Origin of the sequence: Pseudomonas benzenivorans, assembly GCF_033547155.1 — a bacterium.
In the GTDB taxonomy this organism is placed as follows: domain Bacteria; phylum Pseudomonadota; class Gammaproteobacteria; order Pseudomonadales; family Pseudomonadaceae; genus Aquipseudomonas; species Aquipseudomonas benzenivorans_B.
This window is the reverse complement of record NZ_CP137892.1, coordinates 2,236,701-2,249,022: the sequence shown is the minus strand read 5'-3', so window position 1 is coordinate 2,249,022 and position 12,322 is coordinate 2,236,701. Positions and strand designations below refer to the sequence as shown.

Below are 12,322 nucleotides of genomic sequence, written 5' to 3'. Positions count from 1 at the left end.
ACGCCCTACGCACCGCCCGCTAGACTGAAAGAATCACAGCGGGTCGGAGGTGTGCCATGAACGTCTGTGAGGGTGTTACCGGTGCCATCGGTAACACCCCCTTGATCCGTCTCGCCCGGCTCAGCGCCGAGAGCGGTTGCGAGATCCTGGCCAAGGCCGAGTTCCTCAACCCTGGCGGTTCGGTGAAGGACCGGGCCGCCCTCGCGATCATCGAGGACGCCGAACGCAGTGGTCGACTGCGCGGCGGCGGCACCGTGGTCGAGGGCACCGCGGGCAATACCGGCATAGGCCTGGCGCACATCTGCGCGGCGCGGGGCTACCGCTGCATCATCGTGATCCCCGACAACCAGTCGGCAGAGAAGCTCGACCTGCTCCGCCATCTGGGCGCGGAGGTACACCCGGTGCCCCCCAAACCCTACAGCGATCCGCACAACTACCAGAAGATCGCCGGGCGCCTGGCTGCCGAATTGCCCGGAGCGATCTGGGCCAATCAGTTCGACAATACCGCCAACCGCGATGCCCACTACCGGACCACGGGGCCGGAGATCTGGCGCGACACCGATGGCCGCGTCGATGCGTTCGTCTGCGCCACCGGTACCGGCGGCACCCTGGCCGGCGTGGCGCGCTATCTCAAGGAGCGCAACCCAGCGGTGCGCATCGTGCTCGCCGACCCCATGGGCAGCGCGCTCTACCATTGGGTGCTGGACGGCGAACTGCTCGCCGAAGGCAGCTCCATCACCGAAGGCATTGGCACCAGCCGGGTGACGGCCAACCTGAAGGGCACCCAGATCGACTCGGCACTGCGGGTCGATGACCAGCAGTGCGTGGACATGGTCTATCGCCTGCTGCGCGAAGAAGGCCTGTTTGTCGGCAGCTCCAGCGGCATCAACCTCTGTGCCGCCATGCGTCTGGCCGCCGACCTAGGGCCCGGGCATACCGTGGTGACCCTACTCTGCGACCGCGGCGGCCTCTATGCCAGACGCTTGTTCAACCCGGCGTGGCTGCGGGAAAAGGGCTTGACGCCACCGGCCTGAGAGCGTCGCGGGTGCCGCGAGTCATTCGTAGGGCGGGGCCTGTGCCCGCAACAGCGGCGCCAGCAGGGCGCACATGTTGCGCCAGTGGCTACCCTCCCAATACAGGCGACGACAGCCGCCACACTGCATGAAATGCGAGTAGCTGTAGCCGATGCGACTGGGCAGTTGCTCGCGGGCCTCCTCCAGATCGATGGGCTGCAACGGCAAGTTGCAATGCAGACAGCGGCTGAAGGGCTCGATACAGCGGGCCAGATCGAGGCGCTCGAACAGCTCGCGCAGTTGCAGCGCGGGCTTGAGTGCATGCACGTAGCAGCCATGGCTGATCAGCCGGCGCTTGAGCAGCTCGCGGTCCCGGGTCAAGACGATGCGCCCTTGCCGGGCGGCCAATTCGGCGATCGTCGCATCCTCGAAATGGTTGTCGTAGAGCGTGTCGAAGCCGAGCATACGGAGCAGGCGGGCCAGGCCGCCGAGATGGGCATCGGCGACAAAGCGCAGCACCCGTAACGGACGATCGCGCACCTTCAGCAACGGGCTGATGTCCAGGCGCTCGAACTTCGGATAGACCGCCACCCGGTCGCCGTCCAGCAACATCCGCTCGAAACCGACCGACTCGCCGTTGAGCAATACCAGTTCCACTTCGGTATGGGGCACGCCGAGTGCTTCGATCATGTGCTTGACGGTCGCCGCCTGGGCGCAGTCGCAGTCGAACGCCCTGCGCCGCCGTGCCGGCGCCAGGAAATCGTTGAGCTCCTCATAGAAGCGAAAGGTGGCGTGGACCATGCTTCAAGCATAGCCTCAACCGGCAGGCAGACGCCTGGCAGGGACGGGCGAACCGGCATTTGCATAGCTGAACGAAGCTTGAGCGGCCAGTAGCTGTCATATTCTGTTTTTTGCAGAACGCATCAGGGTTCTCCGTTACTATCTGCACGGCTGATGCCTAGCTGCCGGCGCAAGCAGGCTGTACGCAAGCACGCCCACTGCGGTTCGGAGAGCCCCTCCGGCCGCATTGCACAATCCTTCCCGGGGCGTCACTCAGCGGGGTCTAGAGCGTTGTAATGCTGGTTGCGAGTTACGATTTTTCCCTGGTGCTAACCTCCCTGGCCGTGGCCATCCTGGCGTCCTATACCGCGCTTGACCTGGCCGGGCGCATCGCCACCGCCAGAGGCCTCGCGCAGTCCTTGTGGATAGGCGGCGGCGCCGTGGCCATGGGCATCGGTATCTGGTCCATGCACTTTATCGGCATGCTCGCCTTTAGCCTGCCGATTGACCTTGGCTACGACGTCCCCATTACTCTGCTGTCCCTGGCGATGGCGATGCTCGCCTCGGGATTCGCCCTGTGGCTGGTGAGCCAGCCGCAGATGCTGCGCTGGCACTGGCTGCTCGGCGCCCTGGTAATGGGCGCCGGCATCAGTTCGATGCATTACCTCGGCATGGCCGCGCTGCGCATGCAGCCGGGGATCGACTATGACCCGTTGCTCGTCGGCCTGTCCCTGCTGATCGCTGTGGCGGCGTCCGCGGCCGCGCTGTGGATCGCCTTCCGCCTGCGCTGGCCCGGGCCCTTCGTGCGCATGGCGCGCCTCGGCGCGGCCGTACTGATGGGCACCGCCATCGTCGGCATGCATTACACCGGCATGGCCGCGGCCAACTTTCCCCAGGGCAGTTTCTGCCTGGCCGCCGGGGGAGGGCTCGACAGCGCCTGGCTGGCCACACTGGTCGGCATGGCCACCCTCGCGGTGCTGGCCATCGCCTTGCTCACCTCGGTGCTCGATGCACGCATGCAGGACCGTGTCGCCAAATTGAACCAGTCCCTGGCCCAGGCCAATCTGGAGCTGACCCAGCTGGCCCTGCACGACCCCTTGACCAAACTGCCCAACCGCCTGCTGCTGGAGGATCGCGTCGGCCAGTACATCGAGAAGATGGCGCGGGAGGGCGGGCATTTCGCCCTGATGTTCATGGACCTCGACGGCTTCAAGCCGGTCAACGATGCCTATGGCCACCATGTCGGCGACCTGCTGCTGAGCGCCGTGGGCGCGCGCCTGCGCGAGCGGCTACGGGCGCAGGACACCCTGGCGCGGGTGGGCGGCGACGAGTTCGTGCTGTTGGCGGAGCTGCGCGCGCCGAACGATGCGGTCGGCCTTGCCAACCAGCTTATCCAGCTGGTCAGCCAGCCGTTCCGGGTCGGCGAGCATGAGCTGCGCGTCTCCACCAGCGTCGGCATCGCCCTCTACCCGGGGGACGGCGAGGACCAGCAAAGCCTGCTGCTCAACGCCGATGCGGCGATGTACCACGCCAAGGGGAACGGGAAGAACGGCTACAGCTTCTTCGAGGCGTCGATGAACGCCAACGCCCGTAACCAGCTGCAGTTGCTGCACGACCTGCGCATGGCCCTGGAGCGTGGAGAATTCTGCCTCTACTATCAGCCCAAGTTCGATGCGCTGAACGGTCGTCCGACAGGCGCCGAGGCCTTGCTGCGATGGCAACACCCGGTGCGGGGCCTGCTGCTGCCGGACGAATTCATCGAGCTGGCGGAGAAGACCGGGTTGATCATCGCCATCGGCGACTGGGTGCTGCAGCAGGCCTGCAGGCAGATGCGCGAATGGTACGATCAGGGGCACCACGACTGGCGCGTGGCGGTCAACCTGTCGGCGCTGCAGTTCTGTCATGCCGACCTGATCGAGAGCGTCGCCGATGCCCTGGCGCAGCATGAGCTGCCGGCCAACTGCCTGACCCTGGAAATCACCGAAACCACCGCCATGCGCGACGCCGACGCCAGCCTGCGGGTACTCGAGCAGCTGGCGGCACTGGGCGTCGATCTGTCCATCGACGACTTCGGCACCGGCTACTCCAGCCTGCTCTATCTCAAGCGCCTGCCGGCCAACGAGTTGAAGATCGACAGGGGCTTCGTGCGCGACCTGGCCCAGGACAGCGACGATGCCGCGATCGTCTCGGCCGTCGTCGCCCTGGGCCAGGCGCTGAACCTGCGCATCGTCGCCGAAGGCGTGGAGACCCTGCAGCAGAAGAGTTTCCTGACCAACCTCGGTTGCAACGTGCTGCAGGGCTTTCTCCTCGGGCATCCACTGCCGCCCCAGCAATTCATCCAGGCCCTGGAGCGTGGCGAACTGGTCGGCGTCGAATGAGCGGCGCCGGCCCTGGTCGGCGGGCGGTCAGGGTCGCGACTTGCGGTTGACGGCCTGCGCGGCCTTCAGCACGTCGGCACCGATCTGCGCCTCGAACTGCCGCCACACCGGCCGCATGGCGTTGCGCCAGGCCTCGCGCTGTTCGGCGCTCAGGCCGATCACCTGGCTACTACCGGAGGCCTCGATGCGTTGGCGGTCGGCCCGGTTATCGGCCTCGGCCTGGCGGTTCACCGCATAGGTGACCTCATCGACTATGCCCTCCAGTTCAACCCGGATCGTATGGGGAATGGCGTACCAGAAGCGCGGATTGCTCACCAGCATATAGTCGAGCACGCCGTGGTTGGTCTCGGTGATATAGGGCTGCACGCGGTGCAGGTTCTTGCTGTAGATGTTTGACCAGGGATTCTCCGCGCCCTGTACCCGTCCGCTCTGCAGTGCCTCGAACACCTCGGCGAACGGCATGGCCTGTGATTGCGCCCCGAGTTGCCGGAACTGCGCATCGAGCACCTCGGAAGGCTGGATGCGGAAGTTCAGCCCCGCCGCGTCGGTCGGCAGCAGCAAGGCCTTGCTCGCCGACAGTTGCTTCATGCCGTTGTGCCAGTAGGCCAGCCCGACGATATCGTGCGCCTCCATGGAGCGCAGCAATTGGCGGCCCTTGGCGCGTTTCTGGAAGCGATTGACCGCGTCCAGATCATCGAACAGAAAGGGCAGGTCGAACACCTGCAGCTGCTGGGTGTACTGGCCGAACTTGGCCAGGGACGGGGCCAGCAACTGGACCTCGTTCTTGCGCAGCGCCTCCAGCTCATCGGCATCGCCATAGAGCGAAGAGTTGGCGTAGACCTCGACCCTGACCTTGCCGGCCAGGCGCTCCTCGACCAGTTGCTTGAACAGCAGGGCGCCTTGGCCCTTCGGGGTGTTGTCGGCGACCACATGGGAGAACTTGATCAGGATCGGCCTCTGGGAGGCGGCCTGGACACTGACGACGGCGAGCGCCAGGGCGCACGCGGCCATGGCGAGGAATGACTTGAGCATTGAGATGTCCTTTCTTGTTGTCGGGATCGGCGGCTGCGACCGGCCTGCTCGCGGGGCGTCCCGGCAATACCGCGCGCGGCCTTAGCGCCTGAGCGCTGCGTAGTGCAATGCCTGAGCCAAAAGCCGGATACCGCGCGAAGTCGGGGTTCGGCGAAAGAACGGCGTGACGCACCTCACAGCCGGTGGCGGTTTTCCGCCAAGGTGGCGTGCAGCAGTGGCGGATTGTTGCTGATCGGCGGCGCCTGGCCCCGGCCACGGCCCATGCAGTGCCAGTCGAGCGCTGCACCTCCGTCCGGGTCGGGGATGGCCGGTCGAACGCGATGGGGCAAAGGCGGCTATACCACAGCGTATGACCTGCACTGCATCCGCCCAGACCTGGGGCGGATGCTCATCCAGCCCCACGCCCAGGAGTGCTCATGTCGAAAGTAGCCATAGTCACAGGCGCCTCACGGGGAATCGGCGCGGCCATTGCCAGGCGGCTGGCCGGCGACGGTATCCGCGTGGTGGTGAACTACAGCTCGCGACCCGCCGATGCCGAGCAGGTGGTGCGCGCTATCGTCCGTGCCGGCGGCGAGGCCTATGCGGTGCTGGCCGATGTCACCGACCCGGTCGCCGTCGAAGCCCTGTTCGACCAGGCCGAAGTGCGGTTCGGCGCCGTCGACATCCTGATCAACAACGCCGGCATCATCCAGCCCGGCATGGTCAGTCTCGCCGACAGCGACGACGCCCTGTACCAGCGCCTGTTCGCGACCAACACCAAGGGGACCTTCAACACCCTGCGCCTGGCGGCGACACGCCTGCGTGAGGGCGGCCGGATCGTCAACTTCTCCTCCAGCGCGGTGGCCATGGCGCTACCCGGCTATTCGCTCTATGCCGCGTCCAAGGCGGCGGTGGAGAGCCTCACCCGGATATTCGCCAAGGAGCTGCGAGGACGGCATATCTGTGTCAATGCCATAGCGCCTGGCCCCACGGCAACCGACCTGTTCCTCAGTGGCAAGAGCGCCGAGATGGTCGAGCGCCTGGCCAAGCAGGCCCCACTGGAGCGGTTGGGCACGCCGCAGGACATCGCCAATGCCGTGGCCTTCCTGGTCGGCGCGCAGGGCGCCTGGGTCAATGGCCAGGTGTTGCGGGTCAACGGGGGACTGATCTAGCCCGGCGAATAAAAAAAGTCCCACGGCCGGGAGCGGCACCGTGGGACTGCAAAGGGTTGGCGAGCGACACCAACCTAGGAGTAGGTCGAATCAGGCCTGGGGTTGCCAACCGCCGCCGAGGGCCTTGTAGATGGCGACTATGCCGCGGTACAGCTCGACTTCCGCCTGGGCCTGGGCATCCTCGGCGGCCAGCCGTTCGCGTTCGGCATCCAGCAACACCAGGAAGTCCACGGTGCCTTCGCGGTAACGTACGGCAGCCTGCGCGGCCGCGGCGCGGCTGGCTTCGGACTGGCGCACCAGGGCGAGCAGGCGCTGTTGTCGTTTGCCATAGTCGCTGAAGGCGTTCTCCGACTCCTCCAGGGCCAGCAGCACCCGCTGTTCATAGTTGGCCAGGGCGCCCTCGGCTTCTGCTTCGGCCCCGCGCAGCCGGGCGCGCAGGCTACCCAGGTCGAAAGCGGCCCAGTCGATGGTCGGTGCGACGCCCCAGGCACGCGCCGCCGAGGCGCCCAGCTGCGAACCCCGGCCGGCGGTGAAACCGAGAAAACCACTCAGGCTGACCCGCGGGAACAGGTCGGCGGTGGCCACGCCGATGCTGGCGGTGGCGGCCGCCAGTTGCCGCTCCGCGGCCCGCACATCGGGGCGCCGGCGCAGCAACTCGGCCGGGTCGCCGATCGGCAGGGCCTTGGCGATCGCCGGCAGCGGCTGCGCCGACAGATCGACGCTGAGCTGCTCCGGGCGCTGGCCGAGAAGGGTGGCGATACGGTTGCGAGCACGCACCTGCTCGGCCTGCAGCTGCGGCAGGCTGGCCTCGGTGGCGGCCAGGCGTGCGTCGCTGCGCAGCACGTCCAGCTCGCTGCCGACGCCGGCATCGCGCAGCTGTTCGGTGATGGCGCGGGACTCGCGCTGGTTGTCCAGGTTGGCGCGGGCGATGCCTTCGCGCAGCTGGGCGCCACGCAGGCTGCCATAGGCATCGACCAGCTCGCCGATCAGGCTGACCTGCAGCTGCTGGTAGTCGGCTTCGGCCACCTCGATCTGCGCCTCGCTGGCCTCCAACTGGCGCTGGATGCGGCCGAACAGATCGAGCTCCCACGCCAGATCAAGACCCAGATCGTAGCGTTCGGCGTTCAGCCGTCGTTCGCTGACGCCGGGCTGCTGGGCCTTGCCGATCTCGCCGCTGGCGCGCCCGGTAACGGTCGGCAGACGATCGTTGGCGACATCGTCGCGGATGGCCCGGGCGGCACGCAGGCGGGCGAAGGCCACCCGCAGTTCGCGGTTGTCCTCGAGCGACTGCTCGACCAACTGGTTCAGGGTCGGGTCCTCGAACTGCTGCCACCACAGCGCCTCGAAACGCGAGCGGTCATGGCCGGCTGCTGCGGCGTGGCTCAGCTGTGCCGGCGCGGTCGCCGGCGTCCGGTAGTCCGGGCCCAGGGCGCAGGCGCTCAGTGCCAGGGCGAGCAGGGCAGGGATGAAGGGTTTCATGCGTTCACCTTCTGCAGTTCGGTGGCGCTCTTGCGGGCTTCGCGTCTTTCGACGAAGGCGCGGATCAGCACATAGAACACCGGGGTCAGCAGCAGGCCGAAGACCGTCACCCCGAGCATGCCGGAGAACACCGCCACCCCCATGGCCTGGCGCATCTCGGCACCCGCGCCCGAGGACAGCACCAGCGGCACCACGCCCATGATGAAGGCGAAGCTGGTCATCAGGATCGGCCGCAGGCGCAGGCGGCAGGCCTCCAGCACCGCAGCGATGCGGTCCAGACCTTCCTCCTGTTTCTCCTTGGCGAACTCGACGATGAGGATGGCGTTCTTGCACGCCAGGCCCACCAGCACGATCAGGCCGATCTGGGTGAAGATGTTGTTGTCGCCACCGGACAGGATCACCCCGGTGATGGCCGACAGCAGGGTCATCGGCACGATCAGGATCACCGCCAGCGGCAGGCTCCAGCTTTCGTACTGGGCGGCCAGCACCAGGAAGGCCAGCAGCACGCAGAGTGGGAACACGTAGATCGCGCTGTTGCCGGCGAGAATCTGCTGGTAGGTGAGGTCCGTCCACTCGTAGCTCATGCCGTTGGGCAGTTCTTCCGCGAGCAGCTTTTCCATCGCCGCCTCGGCCTGGCCCGAGCTGAAGCCGGGCGCCGCGCCGCCGTTGATCTCGGCGGTGAGGAAACCGTTGTAGTGCATCACCCGATCCGGTCCGGCGCTGGGCTCGACCTTGACGAAGGTCGACAGCGGCACCATTTCGCCACGCTTGTTGCGCACCTTGAGCTGGCCGATCTGCTCGGGCTCGAGGCGGAAGCGCTGCTCGGCCTGGACGTTGACCTGGTAGGTGCGGCCGAAACGGTTGAAGTCGTTGGCATACAGCGAGCCGAGGTAGACCTGCAGGGTGTCGAAGATGTCGTCGATCGCCACGCCGTGGGTCATGGCCTTCTCCCGGTCGATGTCGGCATCGATCTGCGGCACGTTGACCGTGTAGCTGGTGAACAGCCCGGCCAGCTCCGGTACTTCATGGCTCTTGGCGATGACGTTCTGCACCTGCTTATACAGCTCTTCGTAGCCGAGGTTGCCGCGATCCTGGATCTGCACGCGGAAGCCACCGATGGTGCCCAGACCCTGCACCGGGGGAGGCGGGAAGATGGCGATAAAGGCGTCCTGAATCCCGGCGAACTGGGCGTTCAGTTCCCCGGCGATGGCGCCGGCGCTCATGGACGGGTCCGTGCGCTGATCGAAGGGCTTGAGTGGGGTGAAGACGATGCCGCTGTTCGGGCTGTTGGTGAAGCCGTTGATCGACAGACCCGGGAAGGCCACGGTGTTCTCCACCCCCGGGTGCTGGCCGGCGATCTGCGACATGCGCTTGATCACCGCCTCGGTGCGGTCGAGTGTGGCGGCGTCCGGCAACTGGGCGAAGGCCACCAGGTACTGCTTGTCCTGGGGCGGCACGAAGCCGCTAGGCGTGTTGGCGAAGCCCAGGTAGGTCAGGCCCATCAAGCCGCCATAGACCAGCAGGGCAATGGAGCTGCCGCGCAGCACGCGCTTCACGGTGCCGACATAGGCGTGACTGGCGCGGTCGAACACGCGGTTGAAGGGGGCGAACAACCAGCCGCCGAACAGCCGGTCGAGCAGCCGGGAGAAGCCGTCCTTGGGCGCGTCGTGGCGACGCAGCAGGGCGGCGGCCAGGGCCGGCGACAGGGTCAGAGAGTTGAAGGCCGAGATCACCGTGGAGATGGCGATGGTCAGGGCGAACTGCTGGTAGAACTGGCCACTGAGACCGGAGATAAACGCGGTCGGCACGAACACGGCGCAGAGCACCAGGGCGGTGGCGACAATGGGGCCGGTGACTTCCTTCATCGCCTGGCGGGTGGCCTCGATCGGCGACTTGCCCAGGCCGATATTGCGCTCGACGTTCTCCACCACGACGATGGCGTCGTCCACCACGATGCCGATGGCCAGCACCAGGCCGAACAGCGACAGGGCGTTGAGGGAGAAACCGAACAGGTGCATCACCGCGAAGGTACCGATCAAGGACACCGGCACGGCGGCCAGGGGGATGATCGAGGCGCGCCAGGTCTGCAGGAACAGGATCACCACCAGCACCACCAGGACGATGGCCTCGAGCAGGGTGTGTACCACCGCCTCGATCGAGCCGCGCACGAAGATGGTCGGGTCGTAGACGATCTCGTAGTCCACACCCTGGGGGAAGCCCTGCTTCAGCTCGGCCATGCGCTCACGCACCGCATCGGAGATGGCGATGGCGTTGGAGCCGGGCCGCTGGAACACCGGGATGGCCACCGCCGGTTTGTTGTTCAGCAGCGAACGCAGGGCGTACTGGCTGGAGCCCAGTTCGATGCGGGCGATGTCCTTGAGGCGAGTGATTTCGCCGTTGTCGCCGGCGCGGACGATGATGTTCTCGAACTCCTCCTCGCTGACCAGGCGGCCCTGGGTGTTGATCGACAACTGGAAGCTGTTGTCGCCGGCGGCGGGCGGCGCACCGAGGGCGCCGGCGGCGACCTGGCGGTTCTGCTGGCGAATGGCATTGACCACATCGCTGGCGGTGAGATTGCGCGAGGCCACCTGGTTCGGGTCGAGCCACACGCGCAGCGAATAGTTGCCCAGGCCGAACAGCTGCACGTCGCCGACGCCGTCCAGCCGCGCCAGCTCGTCCTTGACGTTGAGCGCGGCATAGTTGGACAGGTAGAGCATGTCGTAACGGTCGTCCGGCGAGGTCAGGTGGACCACCATGGTCAGGTCCGGCGAGGCCTTGTCGACGGTCACGCCGAGGCGCTGCACTTCGCTGGGCAGGGTCGGCATGGTGCGGGTCACACGGTTCTGCACCTGGACCTGGGCGTTGTCCAGCTCGGTGCCCAGGGCGAAGGTGATGGTCAGGGTCAGCTTGCCGTCGGCGGTGGCCTGGGACGACATGTAGAGCATGCCTTCCACGCCAGTGATGGCCTGTTCCAAGGGCGAGGCGACGGTTTCACCGATCACCTTGGGGTTGGCCCCGGGGAAGTTGGCGCGTACCACCACGGTGGGCGGCACCACTTCGGGGTATTCGCTGATCGGCAGTTGGAACAGCGAGATGGCACCACCGATCAGGATCAGCAGCGACAGCACGGCGGCGAAGATCGGCCGCTGGATAAAGAATTGCGAGAAATTCATGGTCGTTTACCTGTTAGCCGCGCGGCGCAGTGGCGGTGCGTTCGCCGTGTTCGGCAACCCGGGGGGCATCGCGGTCTTCGACGGCCTTACGCTGGCGGGCCAGGGTAGCCAGGGTCTCGGCATCGGCCATGGGCACCTCCTGCGGGTCGACGGCCGAGCCGGGCAGGGCACGCTGCAGGCCGTTGACCACGATTTTCTCGCCCTTGCCCAGGCCCGCACGGACGATACGCAGGCCTTCGACCTTGGGCCCCAGCTCGATGGCACGGTAGGCGACGGTGTTGTCGTCGCCGAGCACCAGGACGAACTTCTTGCCCAGGTCGGTGCCGACGGCAACGTCCTGAATCAGGGTGGCGGCGTAGGTGCCGCTGCCGACCAGTTTCAGCCGGGCATAGAGGCCCGGGGTGAAGCGTCCGTCCTGGTTGTCGAACACCGCGCGGCCGCGGATGGTGCCGGTCTGCGGGTTGACCTGGTTGTCGAGGAAGTCCAGTTGGCCCAGGTGCGGGTGGCCATCCTCGCTACTCAGGCCGAGGTACACCGGGCTGGCATCCCGGGCATCGCTGCCGGACTGACGCGCCAGCTCGAGGTACTTGAGGAATACCCGCTCGTCGGCGTCGAAGTAGGCGTAGACCTTGTCGGTGCTGACCAGGCGGGTGAGCAGGCTCTGCCCGGCCGTGACCAGGTTGCCGGCGGTGATTTCGGCGCGACTGACCCGCCCGTCTATCGGCGCGGTGACCCGGGTGAAGCTGAGGTTGAGGCGGGCATTGTCCAGTTCGGCCTGGATACCGGCCACGGCCGCCTGGGCCTCCTGGGCGGCACTGGCACGGGCATCGGCCAGCTCCGCGGAGATCGCGTTGCTCTTGCGCAGGCGTTCGCCGCGCTTAGCCTCGCTGGCGGTGCGTGCCTGGTTGGCCCGGGCCTGTTGCAGTTGGGCCTGCAGGCGCTTGACCTCGGCCTGGAACGGCCGCGGGTCGATCTGGAACAGCAGGTCTCCCTGCTTCACCAGGCTGCCTTCGGCAAAGGCTACACGGTCGATGAAACCGGAGACGCGCGGGCGAATTTCCACCGACTCCGGCGCTTCCAGGCGCCCGGTGAACTCGTCCCATTCGTTGAGCGGCTGTTCGATGACTTCGGCGACGCTGACCTGGGCCGCCGGCATCTGCGCGGTGGCCTGGGGCGACTCACCGCAGGCGCCGAGGGTCACTATTGCAGCAAGGGCCAGAGGCAGGCGCCAAAGGTGGTTGAGCTGTTCCATGTGAGGTTCCGCCACTTGAGTTTGGAGTGGGCGGAGTCTGCGACGCGATCCGGGGCAATACGAA

The 12,322-nt window shown here is 66.6% G+C and carries 8 protein-coding genes; 3 read left to right on the top strand and 5 right to left on the bottom strand.

All coding sequences use genetic code 11. From position 1 onward, the window contains the following. The first annotated feature begins 56 nt into the window (after nucleotides 1–56). On the top strand, nucleotides 57–1,034 hold the full coding sequence (locus tag SBP02_RS10220; protein ID WP_318646281.1) for a cysteine synthase A: 978 nt from the start codon (nucleotides 57–59) through the stop codon (nucleotides 1,032–1,034). 21 nt (nucleotides 1,035–1,055) lie between these two features. Here SBP02_RS10220 and SBP02_RS10215 read toward each other — a convergent pair whose 3' ends face one another. Next, the gene (locus tag SBP02_RS10215; protein ID WP_318646280.1) at nucleotides 1,056–1,814 is read right to left on the bottom strand and encodes a Mut7-C RNAse domain-containing protein; all 759 of its coding nucleotides are present in this window, start codon (nucleotides 1,812–1,814) and stop codon (nucleotides 1,056–1,058) included. A gap of 275 nt (nucleotides 1,815–2,089) precedes the next feature. Here SBP02_RS10215 and SBP02_RS10210 point away from each other — a divergent pair, with 275 nt between their 5' ends. Next, entirely contained in the window at nucleotides 2,090–4,171 is a 2,082-nt protein-coding gene (locus tag SBP02_RS10210; protein ID WP_318646279.1) for a putative bifunctional diguanylate cyclase/phosphodiesterase, read from the top strand. A 27-nt stretch (nucleotides 4,172–4,198) separates the two neighbouring features. Here the strand turns inward: SBP02_RS10210 and SBP02_RS10205 are convergent, their stop codons facing one another. Then, on the bottom strand, nucleotides 4,199–5,203 hold the full coding sequence (locus SBP02_RS10205) for a TRAP transporter substrate-binding protein (protein WP_318646278.1): 1,005 nt from the start codon (nucleotides 5,201–5,203) through the stop codon (nucleotides 4,199–4,201). A gap of 416 nt (nucleotides 5,204–5,619) precedes the next feature. Between SBP02_RS10205 and SBP02_RS10200 the strand changes: the two genes are divergently transcribed. Then, nucleotides 5,620–6,354 (top strand): SDR family oxidoreductase, encoded by a 735-nt coding sequence (locus SBP02_RS10200; protein ID WP_318646277.1) that lies wholly within the window; start codon nucleotides 5,620–5,622, stop codon nucleotides 6,352–6,354. A gap of 90 nt (nucleotides 6,355–6,444) precedes the next feature. On the opposite strand, the gene SBP02_RS10195 is transcribed toward SBP02_RS10200, so the two are convergent. The 3 genes from SBP02_RS10195 to mexE are packed head-to-tail and all read right to left on the bottom strand — an operon-like array spanning nucleotide 6,445 to nucleotide 12,258. Continuing rightward, on the bottom strand, nucleotides 6,445–7,833 hold the full coding sequence (locus SBP02_RS10195; protein WP_318646276.1) for a TolC family protein: 1,389 nt from the start codon (nucleotides 7,831–7,833) through the stop codon (nucleotides 6,445–6,447). Further along, a complete protein-coding gene (locus tag SBP02_RS10190) occupies nucleotides 7,830–11,006 on the bottom strand; it encodes an efflux RND transporter permease subunit (protein WP_318646275.1) in 3,177 nt (1,058 codons plus the stop codon). The genes SBP02_RS10195 and SBP02_RS10190 overlap by 4 nt, the downstream gene beginning before the upstream one ends. Before the next feature lie 13 nt (nucleotides 11,007–11,019). Next, nucleotides 11,020–12,258 (bottom strand): multidrug efflux RND transporter periplasmic adaptor subunit MexE, encoded by a 1,239-nt coding sequence (gene mexE / locus SBP02_RS10185; RefSeq protein WP_318646274.1) that lies wholly within the window; start codon nucleotides 12,256–12,258, stop codon nucleotides 11,020–11,022. Nucleotides 12,259–12,322: the final 64 nt, after the last annotated feature.

What these genes read in the sequence shown, in the direction of transcription:
- SBP02_RS10220 (WP_318646281.1), top strand. Translation starts at nt 57, where the DNA reads ATGAACGTCTGTGAGGGTGTTACCGGTGCCATCGGTAACACCCCCTTG.
- SBP02_RS10215 (WP_318646280.1), bottom strand. Translation starts at nt 1,814, where the DNA reads ATGGTCCACGCCACCTTTCGCTTCTATGAGGAGCTCAACGATTTCCTG.
- SBP02_RS10210 (WP_318646279.1), top strand. Translation starts at nt 2,090, where the DNA reads ATGCTGGTTGCGAGTTACGATTTTTCCCTGGTGCTAACCTCCCTGGCC.
- SBP02_RS10205 (WP_318646278.1), bottom strand. Translation starts at nt 5,203, where the DNA reads ATGCTCAAGTCATTCCTCGCCATGGCCGCGTGCGCCCTGGCGCTCGCC.
- SBP02_RS10200 (WP_318646277.1), top strand. Translation starts at nt 5,620, where the DNA reads ATGTCGAAAGTAGCCATAGTCACAGGCGCCTCACGGGGAATCGGCGCG.
- SBP02_RS10195 (WP_318646276.1), bottom strand. Translation starts at nt 7,833, where the DNA reads ATGAAACCCTTCATCCCTGCCCTGCTCGCCCTGGCACTGAGCGCCTGC.
- SBP02_RS10190 (WP_318646275.1), bottom strand. Translation starts at nt 11,006, where the DNA reads ATGAATTTCTCGCAATTCTTTATCCAGCGGCCGATCTTCGCCGCCGTG.
- mexE (WP_318646274.1), bottom strand. Translation starts at nt 12,258, where the DNA reads ATGGAACAGCTCAACCACCTTTGGCGCCTGCCTCTGGCCCTTGCTGCA.